The sequence below is a fragment of the Sporosarcina obsidiansis genome, assembly GCF_009651005.1.
In the GTDB taxonomy this organism is placed as follows: Bacteria; Bacillota; Bacilli; order Bacillales_A; family Planococcaceae; genus Sporosarcina; species Sporosarcina obsidiansis.
Genome location: NZ_WHVW01000001.1, coordinates 164,089 through 182,539, shown reverse-complemented (window position 1 = coordinate 182,539; position 18,451 = coordinate 164,089). Strand labels below are relative to the sequence as shown.

Genomic DNA, 18,451 nt, shown 5'->3' with positions numbered 1-18,451 from the left:
TTTCCATTTCCTCACACATCACTCACCTCCTTCAAGGCGAAGCCAACTCACCAATGCGTCATTCGTTTTCTTATCATGATGTAGATAATAATATTTCGCCTTTCCTTTGATCGTACCGTCAAATTTTCTCCAAATCTCTTGATCTCGTGACCAATCAATATGTGCTAGACGTTGCATCCGATGCTGAATCATTTCCCGTTTCGTCTCAAATGTTTCTTGTTCGAGCCCCTCATAGGCATACTGAGCCAACGCCGATAGCAAAGGAAAACTCGCAAGCATCGACTCTTCATAGTCTCCGATCTTATCAGCGGGATACAGTTCAAATAGTTCATCAAACCAACTGTTGATCAAATCGAACACTTCTTCCGTATGTACAATATTTTCACTACTCATATTGAGTTTACCCGTAACAGGTTTTCCCGTCATAAAATAGCCTGTCAGTCGACGTAACTGAGATAAGGAGAGCAAATTTTTATTTTTCGGTCGTAGAACCGCAATCTTCTCCTGCTCTACTCCCGCTTTTCGCAACAATCGATTATGCTTTAGCACTTTATTCGTTAGCTGATTAATCTCATTTCTAGAGTCATAGGCGATACGTTTTGATAACGAAACCTTTTTCCCTTTCGTGTTTAAATCAATGTATAGTTGGTCTGCCTCAGATGTTGTTAGTCCTTCGAAAATCTGCACGGCGACTTGTATGTCATGTAACATATAATGTAACGTAAACCCTCGCTTTTGTTCTTTGGGATCCTCGCTATTGATCAACCGTGAAGTAGCTGCCTCTAATTGAGTAAGCGCCTTCACCCTCTGCGTTCCATCGATGATAATTAGCTTATCTGGCTTCCCATCGTCTAAACTTCCTGACTCAATTCTAGCAACAATCGGTGGCAGATAAATCTGTTCTTCCTCTATATTATCCACGATATACCTTCGTATCATTAAGACTTGTCCTTTATTAATGTCTCGCAAGACGAGTCGTTCATCTGCCAACATTTCCGTTAACTCTTTCACCGAATAAACTACAATCGTTTGTTTTTTGGAAAACACCTCATTAACGAGCATTTGATCTCTTCCTTTCTTCATGAATGAGCAACAAAAATTCCTTCATCGTCCGCTTTACTGCCGTAGAATTCGAATGGTTTCGTACTTGTCCAGACTCTTTATCGTACATGTGCTTAAATGCAGGATCATCGTGCTTCCACGTACATTTTTTCTTTAGTAATTGAGTGAGTTGAATGGCTTCCATATGCGAAATGGATTGTTCACGCATCAACATATACACAGTGTAAGCTAAAGCGACTTGAACACCTGTCACGCCGCAAGCGTATTTTTTTCGATCGTTCATTTTCTTAGGAAATAGCTGTTGCCAAGAAGTAAAAAACGCTTTCGCTATTTCCGGTACGTCCCTTTCTTTGCAGCCCCGAAAATAAGGATCGCCTGTCTTAACGGTAAGAATGCCTTCAAACATCGCAAGTAAGCATTTCCGCATTGTAATTAACGAGGTAATCGCTGTATTTTGTTCAGTCAACCGAGATCTTTTGTGTTCAATTTCCATGGTTAATTGCAGTTCATTCGCTATGCTTCGTGTGAGCTCTGTATATTTATCTCGCTGATCATACTGAAGCAATAGTCCTGGATGTGCTTCCTTGCGTTCTGCGTTCAGATCCGTGAACAGTTGTCGCTCCTGCTGCTGATTCAAGTTCAGATAAATTTGGACAGTTACCGGGTAAGCGGTAAGTATCTCTAAGTAGCCTTGTACTTTTTTCGCATCATTCCAATTTCCGGCTTCCTCTGCCGCTTCCTTACGAGATTTCAAATGACTAACCGCTGAAGATAGAGCAGATGTTCTGTGTTGTGCATCAAGGACATATAATTTACTTCCCGGTTTTAAGTTAAATCCATTACTCGTTTCCTTGATATTCCCTCTACTTGAAAATACAAATGGTGAAAAATAAAACGGCTCGCCCTTTTCTAAACACTCTAAAATATAATTCCGAATATCTTTCCGTTTTCGAGGATCCAGCTGTCGTTGCACTTCGTGGTCTACCTCAAACACGGCATCTAGCATAGAAAATCGAATTTGCGTACAAAGCACTTCTTTACCAAATTGCTCATAGCTTACTCCACTCATCGTTGTCATCATTCCCGAGTTGGTCATGTGCATATTCACCCCCCTGTCATTTTACCTATCATAGCGCAACTAATCTGAATAGTCCACCTAATTTTCGTAGTATTTTCAATTTACAGTCAATAGCATTTTACTGCGCTTATTTTCTTTGTGTCTTTACAAATTAAAGATTTTATGTTAAGTCGTATTTTTATCATTTAAAGAGGAATTGAAAACGTGTTTTATGAGCGCGACTATCTAGATTATTTAAAAACAAACAACTCCTTACGTTCACTTGAATCAAACTTCCACTTTTGTACAAGCAAACTTTACGTTTCACCTAGCAAACTTCAAAAATATTCATTCGTTTTTAAGTTTTGACCTCTCTATGATGGAGACACCCAGGGAATACAAGGTGTCGTGCACGGCCTGAAGAGGTCGCTATGATGGAGAAGTTTGAAGAAGTGTTAGCTCAATATGAACCGATGATTTCAGCAGTCATTCGGAAGTTGCATATCTATCGTGATTTTGAACAGTACCGCCAAGCAGGAAGAGTCGCTTTATGGCAGGCATGGAATCGATTCGATGAAGACAAAGGTAACTTTACACCATTTGCTTATCGTTCAATTTATGGAGCGCTATTAGATGAAATGAAACGAGAAAATCGTTTTAGTTCGGTTAATTCACCTATGGAAGGAGATGTGTTGGAAGGTATGGGTAGCTATTCATTCGAAGTAGAGGACGATTCAGGTTTAGGGGAGGCCATTCGGGCATTAACTCTAGAGGAACGTCGGTTGCTCATCCATCTTTTTGCGGATCATTATTCACAAGCAGAATGCGCAGCAGTTTTTGACATTTCGGTGGCAGGAATAAAGAAACGAAGAGAGCGTTTGTTGCGGAAACTTCGGGAGCAGTTGATGGCGACGCAGGAGGAATGAGTTACAGTGGAGTACACATTCAATCTTTGTTTTCTGAGTAATTGTGAGAGTACTTTTCATGTCCAGACCCTATTTTAATTAATAGAATCTACTTACAAACTTGCCGATTTACCGTCCGCCCCTGCCGAAAAGTCGGCTCAACCTGCCGGATTGTCGATAGTTCTCACCCACAATTGCACATTTAAAGCGCTTTCATAGTTGGCACACTTCTTGCAATATATAAAGTTGATTACGAGAATAGGGAGGAATCATTCATGAAATCAGCAATCGAAAGTGGGAACGTACAAGCAACAGATCAAAAGACGTCTATGAAAGCAGCCATCGTTCGAGAGTTTCAGACAGAGTTAAAAATTGAGGAACTGGCAAAACCGACACCAGGCTCTGGTCAAGCATTAGTGAAATTGGAAGCATGCGGTGTCTGCCATACAGATCTGCACGCAATCAATGGAGACTGGCCTGTTAAACCGAAACTTCCACTCATCCCTGGTCATGAAGGTGTCGGGATCGTCGAAGCTGTCGGACCGAACGTAACCTCCGTGAAAGTTGGAGATCGAGTCGGGATTCCTTGGCTTTACTCTGCATGCGGCGAGTGTGATTATTGCTTGGAAGGTAAAGAAACGCTTTGTCACAATCAAGAAAACGGTGGGTATTCAGTTGACGGTGGTTATGCAGAATATTGCCTTGCAGCAGCGGATTACGTGGCGAAAATTCCTGAAAATCTAAGTTCAGTTGAAGCAGCACCGATTCTCTGTGCAGGTGTGACAACGTATAAAGCGCTGAAAGTATCGGGAGCGAAGCCTGGGGACTGGGTTGCCATTTACGGTATCGGTGGACTAGGTCACGTAGCGCTGCAATATGCAAAGGCGATGGGATTCAATGTCGTTGCGGTAGATATCGCAGATGAGAAATTGGAGCTTGCCAAGAAACTAGGGGCTGATATTACAATAAACGGCATGAAAGAAGATCCTGCCGAAGCGATTCAAGAACAAGTTGCAGGCGTACAGGCAGCGATCAGTGTCGCTGTATCAAAAGTACCATTTGAACAAGCATACCGTTCCGTAAAACGTGGAGGCACACTCGTCGCAGTCGGTCTTCCACATGAGGAACTGCCAATCCCTATATTCAACACCGTATTGAACGGTGTAACCGTAAAAGGCTCGATCGTCGGAACGCGAATCGACATGAAAGAAGCACTTGATTTCGCTGCACGCGGAAAAGTAAAAGCACAGATCGAAACAGCTCCTCTTTCTGAAGTTAACACTGTGCTGGATAAGATGGTCAAAGGGCAGATTAATGGGCGCATTGTTTTGACGTTTGATTGATGCTCAGATTAATTGCTATAAATTTTAGTAAATTCTTATAGTGTATATAGGTAACTAAAGAAAGAGCACGTCCTCCAGATTAGTGAGTAGGGAACTGACCTAAAAAAATGAGACAAATAAAAACACCTTTCGTTGAAAATAGGGTATAGAACCTTATGAAATCAATGTGGAGGTGTTTTTTCTATGGCGACGAGAGTAAGTTATCCAGCAGAAGTGAAAATGAAAGCTATTGAAATGAGATTGGCCGGTGTTCCTGTGAAGCAAGTAATGGAGGAACTATGCATCCGAAATGTAACGCAACTCAAAACATGGATGAAATGGTATCGCAATGGCGAACTACATCGCTTACAACAGCCTGTTGGAAAGCAATATACGTATGGGAAAGGACCAGAATATGAAAGTGAAACAGCTGAGCTTCAAGCAGAAAATCGATATTTACGACAACAGATAGATATTTTAAAAAAGTACAGAGCGTTGGAGAGGAAGTGGTACCAAAAGTAGTAGTTCAGCTAGTGGAAGAGTTAAAGGAAGTGATGACGGTAAGTGAAGTTTGCCTGCACTTAGGAGTAGCCCGTTCTACGTACTATCGTTGGCGTAAAACAGCTGATCAGAACACGCAAAAAGGAGAACGAGACCAACAGATTGGCGACTTGTGTAAAAAGAATAGATTTCGTTATGGATATCGAATGATTGCCAGTCTATACCCTGGTGTAAGTGAGAAAACGGTACAACGTGTCATGCAGAAAAACGGTTGGCAGTGCCGTGTGAAATGAAAAAACGAAAGCGAACAGGACAACCTGCGTATGTGGCACCCAATATCGTATCACGTGATTTCACGGCTACACAGTCTCTCGAAAGGTTAGTGACTGATATTACGTACTTGCCTTTTGGTCAATCTATGATGTATCTTTCGAGTATAAAGGATCTGTAAAATGGTGAAATCGTGGCCTACACCATTGGATCTACACAAGACACAGCCTTCGTGTTGGATTCCCTAGATCAACTAGCAGAGCTACCAGAGGGCTGTATTCTTCATAGTGATCAGGGTTCCGTCTATACGTCTTATGCCTATCAAGAAGCAGTCCAAAAGAAAGGAATTACCATGAGCATGTCCCGTAAAGGCACGCCCGCTGATAATTCCCCTATAGAAACGTTTCACTCCTCGCTAAAGTCTGAAACGTTCTACCTCGACGAAATCTATCGCACAACAAATGCTTGTGTAATACAAATTGTCGAAGAGTATATTCATTATTATAACAATATCCGTATTCAAACGAAACTAAACAGCCAGTCGCCAGTACGATACAGACAAAAGGCTGTTTAGAAGGTGTTTTATTATTGTCTCAAAAACGACAGGCAGTGCCGTAGTCTGGAGGGCGGCTCTTTCTTTTATCTACCCGTTAGTTGTTAGAATAATGTTGGAGTAATGTTATGCACAGATAAACAATCATGAATGTTTGGCGCAAGGGCACATTCTCTCTACCCTTCTAACATTTGTCTACGGCATTGTATAAAAGTCAGAATAGTGTCCGAATTGTGTGATGCACAGGCACCCTTCACTCGCGCGTCAGTTCATACACAGGTAACATTTCCTTGAAACGTGCATATCTTTAAGTTAGAATGGGGATAGATAGTAAAAGAGAGCAGAGCGCGAACTCTACTCTCCTGCAGCCATAGCCGTCAGGGCGATGGTTGTCAAAAATTAATGTTTGTTTCGAGAACCACCCTTTTGCTTCCTACGGCGCGGGGTGGCTTTCTTTTTGTCTAAAAAGGTTTTCTGAAAGAGATGCGCACTGATTGTACGCGTAACTCCCTTCAGAGCCTCTTTTACAAACTCAAGAAATAGTTCCATAATTATCACCTCCTTTCCAGTTACGGAAAGGAACAAGTGACAACCATCCACCCCAACAATATCGGCTACTCTCCCATTCTATCAGAATCTGTCTGACATTGACATATCCGAACCCAAAAGCCCCCAACCCATTGCTCGATTAGAGGTCACAGTATTGACTAACAGCATTGTATGCAAGTCAGAATAGCGTCTGAATTGTGTGTTGCACAGGCACCTTCTACCATTCAGTTCTTCACTGTGAAATCCATCTGCACATTCTCTTTCAAATAAGCCCCGCCAGAACTCCTGATATCTTCAATCCATAACGTGTATGTTTCTCCTTCTTGATACGGATAAAGTGCACGAACTCTTACTTCTCTCTGATTATCTTCTACCCACTCCGGAAGCACCGGGTAACTATTCCCTATACTGTCCGTTAAGTAAAAATTCTCTTCAATGACACTTTCAGGATCTACAGGACGGTTGTACGTAATCTTCCATACGTGCTCATCCGCTACGTCTTTTTTCGTCGGCCATATTTTATAGTGGCCGAGATCACCTTGGATCAGTCCGTGGCCATAATACGGATCCCACCCCTTCACGCCAAGGTCTTTCGTGTTTTTCTTCAATTCATTTCGCAGTTGTACATTCGTATAATGAGGATATCTTTCTTTCATCAAAGCCAACATGCCTGCCACGTGAGGCGCTGCCATCGACGTTCCGCTCATATAGTTATGGGAGCCATTCTTGACCGTGCTAAAAATTCCTTCTCCCGGTGCAACGACTTCCGCTTCCGTTCCAAACGAAGAGAAGTAGGACGGCCAGTTGTATTCATCAATGGACCCTACGGCAATGACTTCAGCATATTTTCCTGGATACGTTACGGTATTCGTCATATCGTCTGTTCCTGAATTTCCCGTTACGCCTACAAGCAACAAACCTTTTGAGTGAGCCGCTTTGAGCACTTCGTGAAGTCCATAATCATCAAAATAATTATACGTATACAAACTCAGATTAATAATATCCATATCATTCGTGATCGACCACTCGATTCCTTTAATGAGATCCGAGGTAATGAAAGAGTTATTGCGGCCGATTACTTTTACCGCATAAAGTTCTGCATCAGGTGCCACACCCACTACACCAACCGAATTATCTTTCGCACCGATAATTCCTGCCACGTGGGTGCCGTGATCATGATCATCCGCATAGGACTTCGTATACGAAACATAAGAAACGCCGCCACTCACAGTTAAATCTTCATGTTGCAAAGCAATCCCCGTATCTACTACAGCAACTTTCACTCCCTCGCCGGTATACCCCCGCTTCCATATTTGCGGAGCTTGAACCCGATCGATCCCCCATGGTTTATACTGATCTGAACTTTTAACCAGCCGGTCAAAAGAAGATTGAACCGGCATGAAAACTGGCGACTCGGCATCCTTTTCCACATGCTGGACATGTGCTTCCAAACGAATCGCATCCATTTGTTCATCAGTAGCCCTTACAAGCAATGCAGGAATATACTCATAGGAATGTACCACTTCTCCTCCTAATTCCAAGATACGTTCTTTGTCCACTTGCCCTGAATCAGTGTAGTACACAATATACCTGCCCGCATTGCTTTCAGCCTGTATTTCCAGCGTAAAGCCAGCATAAAGAAATAAAATACTACCTACAAACATAGCTGGTAATTTTTTCAAGCTCTCATCTCCCTCTGAAATATTTTACAATTACTCCTTTTTCTATCTTATCAGCTAAATGAATTATGTACTAGTGGGTAATTTTACTTACACAAATTATATGTAGAAGACTTTAAAAGACAAGTTTCATATACGTCAAATATCAAACCGGGTCCAGGTACTCACACAACTCGAAACATTTTGACATAAGAAAAGCCCTCCAACCGATTTCTCGTTTGAAGAGCTGGTTCTGTTTAGGCAAGAACTAACCCAATAAATTTTCTTGTTTTAACATCTATCTGCGACATTGTATACAAGTCGGAATCGTGTCCAAATTGCGTGATGCAGAGGCACCTTTAACCATGACAATACAGATATAATTGAGGAAATGTAGTATGTTACATTGGTTTACTTTTGATACGGACGGATATAAATCCAACTTGTAATGTACGGCAGAGATAGCGAACTTAGTTATGCGTTTTTTACACATGATTTCAACTTATAGTCTTTAGAATATTTACTAGTAAATGTTCTAAAGACTATAGCTATTACCAGTTCGTTGCCGCCCAGTGAGCGGATGTAGTGTCATCATGATCTCGATTACCTTGTGTACAAAAGGTAATTTATCTATCTCCTACAGTAAAAGACTATCTACAAAATTCAAAGCAGTGAATTCGAGAGATAGTCTTTATATTTTTTCACTTTGTATTGCGGCAAATTTATTTGTGTAGCTGCCCCACTTCCCACATCGTTCAGCACTTGAAAAAACTTTCTAATTTTTCAATCGTAAATTGATTCGTCAATTTGTATGCAGAATTCTGATTGGCACGTAGACCTTTTGTCCAATACGCATCTTTAATAGGATAGCTTTTATCCCAATCAACTGTTACAATGTACTCACATTTCTCCATGTCATCTAAATCATGGTTAAAATTATTTTGCGTAAGTTCACATTTCAATAACTTTTTTACTTGTCCATCGACATCCACTTCAGCTTGCTTCAAAGGCACAGCTTTCCTAGTAACTGTTCCTACACCAACGTATCCTTTTCCTGGAATCATACAAAATACGCGCGCTCCTACAAATAGATTATTAAGTGTGCGACTAAACCATTTTCCGTTGCCAGCGGATACAAATCCGTATCTCCGCGCATCCTGCCAGCTTCTACTCACACCATCATCGAAATTCACTACAAAATCACGCTGATTCCATGGTTCTTTTTTCTTACCGACTTTGCTAGGTGATGTATTAATCATTGGATCTGCCGGATCAATTAGCCACGTTCTAGTAAGGTATTCGTTATCATTTTCTTTAAAGAAACGGAAATACACTGCGTTGATCGGTACGTCATAATTCGTTGATAAGTATTGAATAATTCTCTCAGTGGCTGAATCCAATTCCGCACAAATAATAACCATCCGATGAGAATTATTCAACTCTTCGGGAAGTGAAACACCAAATTTCCCTTCAAACGCTTCCTCTAATGAATCCTGATTCTTCTCTTCATACAGGTCAATCAGTTCTTTGTATGATAATGCTTGCACCCAACTTGCATAGTCAATTGTCTGTGCTACTACTTCACGCGGTGTTTGCTGTTTCTTCAATTCGTATATAGCTAGCTCACCATCAGCAGTTATTCCAAGAATATCAATGTATTTTCCATGGTTTGTAGCAATTTGTCTGCCCACTACCAAAATATTTTCGTCGATTATGGAAAAGTCTTTCTCCAGAATATCTTCAAGTTTACTTTCAGATTCTATCGATGAGAAACTCAGACGATTCACATTTGAATTTTTCACATTCCAAATTCCTACTTCAATAGGCATGTTATTAACCCCTATCTACATTATTTTTTTGAGGATTTCCCTCCCTACTACTTGTTTACGGATTTGGTCCTCTCGCTAAAAATTATATCACGTCTGGTAGATCATCAGTCATGCTCATAAAATTCAGATGTACAATAGCCGCTTGCTATTATTTGTGCAATCACTCTCGCCTCCTCTGCTGCTCAAAAGGTAATTTGTCCAATACTACAATAAAAATTATCAGAAAATACATACATTACTAATTTCAACGTGATACGATATTGGGCCACGTACGCAGGTTGTACAATTCGCTTTCGTTTCTTCATTTTCACATGGCACTGCCAACCGTTTTTCTGCATGACACGTTGTACCGTTTTCTCACTTACACCAGGGTATAGACTGGCAATCAATCGATATTCATAACGAAATGTATTCTTTTTACACAAGTCGTCAATCTATAGAACTTTCATGGGCTAGTTAGGTAACAGAGAATAAAAACAGTGCTTTAGGATAATTCATATTCAATTACCCTCCTATTAATTCGCCACCAGTAGACTATAAGAAAGTATACAAATTACTACATGTTGTCAGAATAGCAAAGAACACTTGAGCCTTACGAGGCATCCCATATAGGATATACATTCCTTATTCCAGCGATTGCATTGCCTTCACAGTTTCCAATTGCCCCCAACCATATTTCACGTCATAACCGCTGTCTCCTAAGTCAACATGATGATTTTCAATGGTTATTTTAACACGTTCCATATTCATATCATCAGCAACAGAATAGAGCAAAGCAATTTGAGCTGCAGCATAAGGCGTCGCCATCGAAGTTCCTGAAGCATACATCACTTCACCACTTGTGACCAAGCTTGGGATCTTTTCCCCAGGGGCTACTATGTCAATCCCTTTACCATAATTTGAAAAGCTCGCCAATACACCTTCGGCAGTAGTTGCACCAACAGAAACAGTATATTCAGAAACTGCAGGATAGGATAATTTCTCTCTGCCATCATTACCAGTCGCTGCTACTACAGTGACATTATTATTCGTCGCATAGATAATCGCCTCTTCAATTGTTTGATCGAACGAGCTTGTTCCAAGACTTAAATTTATAACTTGTGCACCATTATCCACAGCGTGAGTAATTCCACGCGCAATATTTCTAGTGGAGCCTCTTCCGTTCTTATCAAGAACTTTAATCGGAATAATCTTGTTATGCTGATTCAAGCCTGCTATCGAATAACCGTTGCTTGCTTTTGCGCCTATGATGCCAGCTACGTGCGTACCGTGATCGTTATCATCCATAGGATCTTCGTCATTGTTCACAAAATCATATCCTTTGTCACGTAACACGATATTCTTAAAATCTGCCAGCTCATAATTCACACCCGTGTCTATAACGGCAACTATCACGTCTTTCATCTTCTTATTGTTCGTTTCTTTTTGAATCGAGGCAAACTTCAAATCCCCTCCAACCACTTGATTGCTATTTGCTAATGGCCACTGATATTGATAATTGACATCTGTAGTTGTAATTGAATAGATCTGACTAAGTTGTACGTATTCGACAGCTTTGTTATTCTCCAGATCGTCTTTTATACTTAAAAGTGACTGACTGTCTGCACTACTCACCACATATGTGTTATCTAAACCTCTATTAGTATTTCCGTAAAGTGGTTCAACATGAATCAATTGATTTTCACCCATTAAAGAAGAGCTTAAAATCATAGATTGAATTTGCATTTCCGCATTATCCCATTTTTCACTATCTTTAAGTTTGATGATAAGCTCATCGCTCATTACCGTTTCTATCTTTGCATTTGTCAATTGAGCTTCATTCAGGAATGCGTCTAGCTTTTTAGCGACCATCGTATCAATGCTCATCTCAATTTGCATCTCTTCTAACTTCTTCACTTCGCTTTCAGGTAAGTAGTCCTTTACGGTTTCTATAATACTTTGAATCGCAATTTCTTCTTCTTTTGTAATGACATGAGAAGTCGTATTTCCTTGGGCTACTCTATACAGCTCCTGAATTAAGTGATCGATTTTCTTCAGATCACTCAGTAAACTTTTTCTGAGCGATGAATCTTTTAAAATACTCCAGACTACTGTTGGTGATAATTTGTTATACAAATTAATAACATCTTGTCCTTTTGTGGTTTCCGTTAAAAAATCATCACGTATGAATTGCAGGCTTTTAATCACATTCACATCTGATGTCGTTGCCTCTACTGCACACGCACCACCATTCGGATGATCCTCAGGCTGCATAGTTTCGTAAGCAGGATTCGCTCGAAATTCACCTACTGAACTTGAGATCACCTTTACATAGTATGGTCCTTCAAATGCTAATGGAACTCTAACGATATTCGTTGATACTTGGTATGGTTTGTCTTCTGCTAATGCTTCTGGACTTGTATATAAAGAAACATTTATAGGAACATCACTTTCAAACCCAATAGAGGCATGGGTCTTACTCTGTAAATCTTCTTTTGAAGGAATAAACTTAAAGACGTTCGCAACATCTGGACTAGTTGTTCGTATTATACTTTGTTCCATGTCCATTACTTCTGTACCATCATTGGAATTATCTTCCTCCACGCCATTCACTATAAGAGCAAGAGACTTCTCAATCTTCACATTGGACGTTTTATACTTCAGCTTGATTTGGGAGTTTGCACCAGATTGAATATCATTCGCCACAACAATATTCCCTCTAACGTCTACCTTGATATCTGGATTAGTAGAAGAAAAGCTAATATAGTCGTTTGGCAGAAGAAAGTCTACTTTACTCCCATCTGGCAATTCACCAAAAATCTCTAATTTCTTTCGGTCTCCTGCATTCACTTCCAGCTGTTCGTCCGCAAAATTCAAATCACTGAGTTCACAGTTCGAAAACCTTACTAAACTATATTCGTTATTCATAATTGGAAACTCTTTAGAAAGAACATTAGCGCTCATATCATAATTTAATGACGCTCCGAAATCATAACAAAGTTCGGTCGAATCTTTAATTAACGTCCCAGCGTCTACCCCCAAATTGATGGTTCCCTTGTTTTGAAGAGATATTAAGTCCCATTGCAAAATAGCTCCGGCTACATCAAATTGTAATCCTTTCTTCATTCCTAGATGACCGGTTAGTTCCTCTATTTTAAACGCCGGATCCAACTTTTCAAAACTTTTATAAGGTTGGTACTTACCTTCGTCGGTTCGATTCAAACCCGTTTCAGAATGATATTCTTGGCTTACACTAAAGTGCGCTTTCCCGTTTGCATCATATTCCATCACTAAATACAATCTAACAAAAACACCGGCTTGAATATTTTTTATCGCTTTCACTGACGCATAAGGAACTGGGATATCCGCCAATGGAAATTTCATATCTACTTTTGCATCGCCATAAAGCTCTGCTGCTAACTTTAGTTCTTGTTTAGCACTGAAGCTCAAATTGTGTACGACTGGCAAACTTAAAATACTTGTCTTCTCTATATCCAGCGTGGTCAATGCATCCTTAAAATGAATTACTCCATTTAGTTTGACACCTGCATCCCCAGAAACTGTGACACCGTCCACTGGTTCACTTTCCCCTTTAACTTCATAGCCAATATCAAACAGTTCTAATGAAAATCCGTTTTCTGTATCAATTACATTAATTCGAGGATCCAATAACCCTAACTGATCAACATAGTTTGATGAAAACTCCATTTCGGTTAACTCTTTAGCCATTTTGACGTCAGAACCATTCACAGCTTGTTCTTTGGAAACATCAAACTCTTTTACAACCTCATCCATTTCCGGCTCAACGACAGTCAATTCAAACCCATTTTCAATCGATTTCACAGAAGTTATTTTAGCAGCATAGCCAAATGGGTACTGTTCAGTAGGGGGTAATATGATAATCTCATCAACACTATATGCTCTGGAAGCATCTACACGAATACTATGAGAGTCATAATTGTCATCCAAAATAGCAGTCTCTTCAACGACACTTAGTTCTTCTTGAAGCGAAAAATTATTTTTGCTATCTGGTCGCTCCACAAAATCCTCGGCTTGGCCAACTGCCTCACCTGTTATAAAAGGTTTATGCACAGTGTTTCTTAGTTTTTTCTTATCTCGAGACTGCAACCCTTCCTCTATAACAAGTGTATAATTAGAATTCGGAGCATATCCGCCTCGCGGTGCCTGTATATGTATCTTTTGTGTCAGCGAATTATAATACGCATCGCTCTGTACTTTTTCACCTGCTGAATCTATTACGTAAATAAAATCATTTACTAATAGCTGGTTATTAATTTCTTCGGAAAAACTAATTTCCCACTCTTTGTCTAGTTCTACATTTGTAGATTCTGTCCAAGTATTCAGGTTACCGTTCTGTTGCACTGCAAATGATACACTTGGGTTTAAAAATACACTAACTACGAATACACTTACTATTAAGCAGTTTAGCCACTTATGCATTTACCTTCCTCCTATTCTTAGTTACCAAACCAGAAGTTGAATCAACTGATAATTCATGCATAATTCAATCAATTCATAATAGAATTGTACCACACCAAATGTACTACCAGCATGCTCATTTTACACATATTTGAAATAGTTCATAAAATAAAAAACTCTAATCGTCGCTTGAACGATTAGAGAACTTATTCCTTCTTCCATTACTTTAGTAAATTATTAATATCGTTCCAGAATGTTGTGATGACCTCTCGTAGAATCAAGTTAGCCACCTAAATACTAACAAAAAATGCTCTCATAAATTTCGTGTATCATTGAAGTTGAGAGACAAACAATGAGAGGAAGTTTTATGATGAAACACCAAGAATGCCAAACAAAACCGCAAAATTAACAACGTTAACCTTTTGAGCAGGCAAAAATTAACGCTCTCCACAAGGCAAAGCACTCTATTTGAGATATTGGAAAGCTCTTAGGGCGGGTCCACCAAAAGATTACTAACGAGCTGAAGAGCGTGGTACGACAATATTTGAAACACCGCCTATCCTCCTGCTTATGAGAAACCTGCAAAAAGCTATGTGCAGAATTGATTGATGAACTTAGATGAGGACACGATCTGTAATGTTGAGAATGATATTGACGTCTGAAATAGTAAGTAATTATCCTATGAATAAAATCAAAAGAAAGAACTTGCCAAATTGATCTCTTAATTTGGCAGGTTCTTTCTTTTGTACGTCGCTAAATTATTGGAAAATCCCATGAATTATGTGACGCACAGGAAACCTCTATTGATCTGACGTTTACTCAATATTTTCAACAATAAAGTCCTCATCTGTAATTGTAGGTATAGGAACTGAATTGCCAAACTGGAACTCAAAAGTACCCGTTAAATTACCTGGTTGAAAAGGCTTTTGCGCACTGAAAGAGCCTGTGCTTTGAATTTAAGCTAGAGTAGCAATTTCACCATTCTGTACACAAGAAATTTTCGTGATTTCATATGCATTTAATAAACTAAGTTTCTCTGCCGGTGGCAAAACAGCAAATTATAGTTGGGAATAATACTTGCCATTTTGACAACTTGTACGGTTCTTACGTGAACCTGGTGAATAAAGATACCTCTTCTTATGTATACGAATTGTTTTTTTAAGATATCATTTCAATATTTGTTATACCGTCATGATAAATATTGGCCGGCAAATTGATAAAAGCTTCAAGAACAAGCCTCTCTAAAATAAAAACAGCAGAACCATCAACTATCGATGATCCTGCTGTTTTTTAATCCGTTATATTGTTAAACTCCAATTTCCCAAAACCATATTTACCGTCTTCTTTAAATAAAGCATAATCAACAGGTGTATACGTAATATAGTTGACGCTTCCATCTTCATTATGGCCATCCTCTCTGAAATAAGCAGATCTCGGCATCTTTTCTGTCCCTTTTATCATCTCTCCCTTTTTGTTGATAATAAATGCCTTGTCGCCAATCCTGGCTGCCGCTATCCCTTCATTAAATGCTGACACTTCATCAAATTGAGCCTCAATGACGACCTGTCCATCAACGTCAATATACCCATATTTCCCTTTTTTCTCAAAACTGGCAACCCCTTCAGAAAAAGGCCCTAAGTTATCATATATAAAAGGAATCTTAGTTTGCCCTTCTTTATTCACAGCACCCCACATCCCACGCGTATCTTTTAGACTGGCTAACGAATACTCATTGAACACCTTATAGTTCGTGTACTTTTCTCGAACACTGAAATTATAGAATCTAGGTCCGGCCCAAGTCTCTCCTTTTTTATTAATGAAACTCCAGTAATACTCAGACAGCTCCTCGTCGTAAAATGCGACAATGGCCATCCCCTGGTTAAACGGAAGCGCATTAACAAACTGAGGATTTTCAAATAAATACTCGCCTGTTTCCTGATCAATATAATTATCAACAGCAGAAATCGCACCTTCTGTCGGTAAATAAGGAGAATCGATATACAATTCACCCGTTTCATCAAAAATAAATTTCCAGGGATTATCAACCGTCACGGCAATCAGCCCATTGTGAAATCTTGCGTTAGACTGATCGAAGGGGATGATCTCAAATTCTGGCCGCCCGTCTATCGTGAAGGGTGTGTACTTGTTGTCCTTCGTAATAAAGCCTAGGTATGTATACGTCCCACCGTCCGGATCTTTTTCAGCAGTTTTGACCAAAGCCTTCCCTTCTGAGAAAGTATACGCGTCGTCATACTGGAAATCGATGACCGTATTTCCCTTTGTATCGATATATCCCCACTTCTCACCGACTTTCACTGCTGCCAAGCCTTCAGAGAAGTCCCTGGCCATGTCATACTTTGGAGCGATAATTTCCTTGTAGCTGATTTCATCCAGAACCGTAAAATCCTTCTTGGCCGCCGTCTTCAACAGCCTGCCGGCTTTTGACTCAACGCCTTCCAGAATATACAGGCTGTAATGAGTGGAAAAATCGTAGCCGCCAATCTTCGGTCGAATCTTCAGCTCCTTGCCGGCAGCCTCTGTCACAACCGCCACCTGTTCTTTCAAATCACGGTTCCATACAATCACCTGGCGATCCTGTAATGCGTCTATATTGACATCCTCATTGAACGTAACCGTCCAGACCTTATCACGCGGAACATCGGTCTCGCTTTTAAACGTTTTCAGCTCTTTCGCTTCAATTGCCGCAATATCCTCCGCGCTGATTTCTCCCGCTTCCGCCAGCGCAAAACCAGAATAAGCAAGCAGAAAAATCCCCATCAAAAAACTAAGCAAAAAATGTTTCGAGTATTTCATCCAAACTCCCCTTTGTATGTTACTGTATCATACAAAAGATCTACTGAACAGCTTTTGTAAAAGCTGTTTTCATATGGAAGAAACCCTTACACCCAGCGTGTTTCCACCGTATGACAGAATAAAATATAAGCCATGGGGGGATTTTTAGATGAAGTGTGATATTTGCTAAAATACGCCGATAAAAGTGCAGCTCGGCAGCCAGTCACTCTGCATGGACTGCTAGAATGCAATGCTGGCAAAAGAGCTGGGTATTCAGTTGGTCAAGCTGCGAAAAAACTAAGACATTGGATAGACTGCAGCAGCCGATTACGTAGCGAAAATTCCTGATAATCTAAGTTCAGTTGAAGCAGCTCCGATTCTATGTGCAGGTGTGACATCGTATAAAGCGCTGAAAGTATCGGGAGCGAAGCCTGTAGACTGGGTTGCCATATACGGTATCGGTGGACTAGGTCACGTAGCGCTGCAATATGCAAAGGCAATGGGATTTAATGTCGTTTCGGTAGATATCGCAGATGAGAAATTGGAGCTTGCTAAGAAACTAGGCGCTGACATTACAATAAACGGGATGAAAGAAGATCCTGCTGAAGCGATTCAAGAACAAGTCGCAGGCGTACAGGCAGCGATCAGCGTTGCCGTATCAAAAGTACCGTTTGAACAAGCATACCGTTCCGTTAAACGTGGAGGCACACTCGTCGCAGTCGGTCTCCCGCATGAGGAACTGCCTATCCCTATTTTCACCACCGTATTAAACGGCGTAACCGTAAAAGGCTCCATCGTCGGAACACGAATCGACATGAAAGAAGCACTTGATTTCGCTGCACGCGGAAAAGTAAAAGCACAGATCGAAACAGCTCCTCTTTTTGAAGTCAACACTGTGCTCGATAAAATGGTCAATGGAAAGATTAACGGTCGGATTGTTTTGACGTTTGATTGATGGGCAGTGTAAGTGAGATGAGTGGAATTTGAATTTTGATTATATAGGTATCGACAGAAAGAGCACGTCCTCTAGATTAGTTATGATCTAGAGAACGGCTCTTCCTTTTTTTGTTCTTGTATCTACTTTCTAATTATTACATAAATTCTCCCTCTCTCCTCCAGCTCTGAGGAGATACCGATCAAATGCTTTTGTACTTTTGGATAGTCCGCTCGGCGGTAAATTCTTCTTTGCTGGCCGCGCACAACATTTGTCAGTGTATGAATAACACTTTGTTAACCTGTCAAAGGCGGAGTTCGAGCTGTTCGATGAAGTAGTGGAATTTCACTAATTTGAACTCGACTATTCTGATAACATTTTGATTTCCTTTCTCACTTCATCGTGCTAGTACTTTCTCAGTTAGAGTATTTATCTTCATTCCACTATTTAATTATCCACATAATGTAGTACTTAGTTATTTATTTTGAGATTCTGAAAACAGAATAGCTTTTAAAAAAGGATATATGAATTTCATAAATATAGAACTTATTATTTTTTAAGTATATTTTAATGGGGAACTGATTGATATATACTAGATA

The 18,451-nt window shown here is 40.1% G+C and carries 9 protein-coding genes and 2 pseudogenes; 4 read left to right on the top strand and 7 right to left on the bottom strand.

Annotated features, from left to right (window positions below; genetic code table 11):
* Positions 1-18 precede the first annotated feature (18 nt).
* Together GD002_RS00800 and GD002_RS00795 are read right to left on the bottom strand one after the other, a co-directional pair.
* The gene (locus tag GD002_RS00800) at positions 19-1,062 is read right to left on the bottom strand and encodes a DNA sulfur modification protein DndB (RefSeq protein WP_194841422.1); all 1,044 of its coding nucleotides are present in this window, start codon (positions 1,060-1,062) and stop codon (positions 19-21) included.
* Complete coding sequence (locus GD002_RS00795) at positions 1,052-2,164, bottom strand: DNA sulfur modification protein DndB (protein WP_228548238.1); 1,113 nt, start codon at positions 2,162-2,164, stop codon at positions 1,052-1,054. The genes GD002_RS00800 and GD002_RS00795 overlap by 11 nt, the downstream gene beginning before the upstream one ends.
* 389 nt (positions 2,165-2,553) lie before the next feature.
* On the opposite strand from GD002_RS00795, the gene GD002_RS00790 reads away from it, so the two are divergent.
* The 3 genes and pseudogenes from GD002_RS00790 (at position 2,554) to GD002_RS00780 (ending at position 5,691) form a co-directional block, all read left to right on the top strand.
* Positions 2,554-3,045: a sigma-70 family RNA polymerase sigma factor gene (locus tag GD002_RS00790; protein WP_153730417.1), complete on the top strand. Its 492-nt coding sequence runs from the start codon at positions 2,554-2,556 to the stop codon at positions 3,043-3,045.
* 308 nt (positions 3,046-3,353) lie between these two features.
* Positions 3,354-4,367, top strand: a complete 1,014-nt coding sequence (gene adhP, locus GD002_RS00785; RefSeq protein WP_153730582.1) for an alcohol dehydrogenase AdhP — start codon at positions 3,354-3,356, stop codon at positions 4,365-4,367.
* A gap of 183 nt (positions 4,368-4,550) precedes the next feature.
* A pseudogene (locus GD002_RS00780) lies at positions 4,551-5,691 on the top strand (IS3 family transposase).
* Positions 5,692-6,069: 378 nt separating this feature from the next.
* Here GD002_RS00780 and GD002_RS17730 read toward each other — a convergent pair.
* The 5 genes from GD002_RS17730 to GD002_RS00760 form a co-directional block, all read right to left on the bottom strand.
* Complete coding sequence (locus GD002_RS17730; protein ID WP_194841421.1) at positions 6,070-6,219, bottom strand: hypothetical protein; 150 nt, start codon at positions 6,217-6,219, stop codon at positions 6,070-6,072.
* 224 nt (positions 6,220-6,443) lie between these two features.
* Entirely contained in the window at positions 6,444-7,901 is a 1,458-nt protein-coding gene (locus GD002_RS00775) for a S8 family peptidase (RefSeq protein ID WP_153730416.1), read from the bottom strand.
* A 731-nt stretch (positions 7,902-8,632) separates the two neighbouring features.
* Positions 8,633-9,706 carry a PDDEXK family nuclease gene (locus tag GD002_RS00770; protein ID WP_153730415.1) on the bottom strand — a complete coding sequence of 358 codons (1,074 nt, stop codon included), beginning with the start codon at positions 9,704-9,706 and terminating at the stop codon, positions 8,633-8,635.
* Between the two features lie 624 nt (positions 9,707-10,330).
* Positions 10,331-14,146: a S8 family peptidase gene (locus GD002_RS00765; protein WP_153730414.1), complete on the bottom strand. Its 3,816-nt coding sequence runs from the start codon at positions 14,144-14,146 to the stop codon at positions 10,331-10,333.
* 1,269 nt (positions 14,147-15,415) lie between these two features.
* On the bottom strand, positions 15,416-16,939 hold the full coding sequence (locus GD002_RS00760) for a WG repeat-containing protein (protein ID WP_153730413.1): 1,524 nt from the start codon (positions 16,937-16,939) through the stop codon (positions 15,416-15,418).
* A 295-nt stretch (positions 16,940-17,234) separates the two neighbouring features.
* Between GD002_RS00760 and GD002_RS00755 the strand changes: the two are divergent.
* Positions 17,235-17,873, top strand: a pseudogene (locus GD002_RS00755) (zinc-binding dehydrogenase); the annotation flags it as partial.
* Between the last annotated feature and the right edge of the window lie 578 nt (positions 17,874-18,451).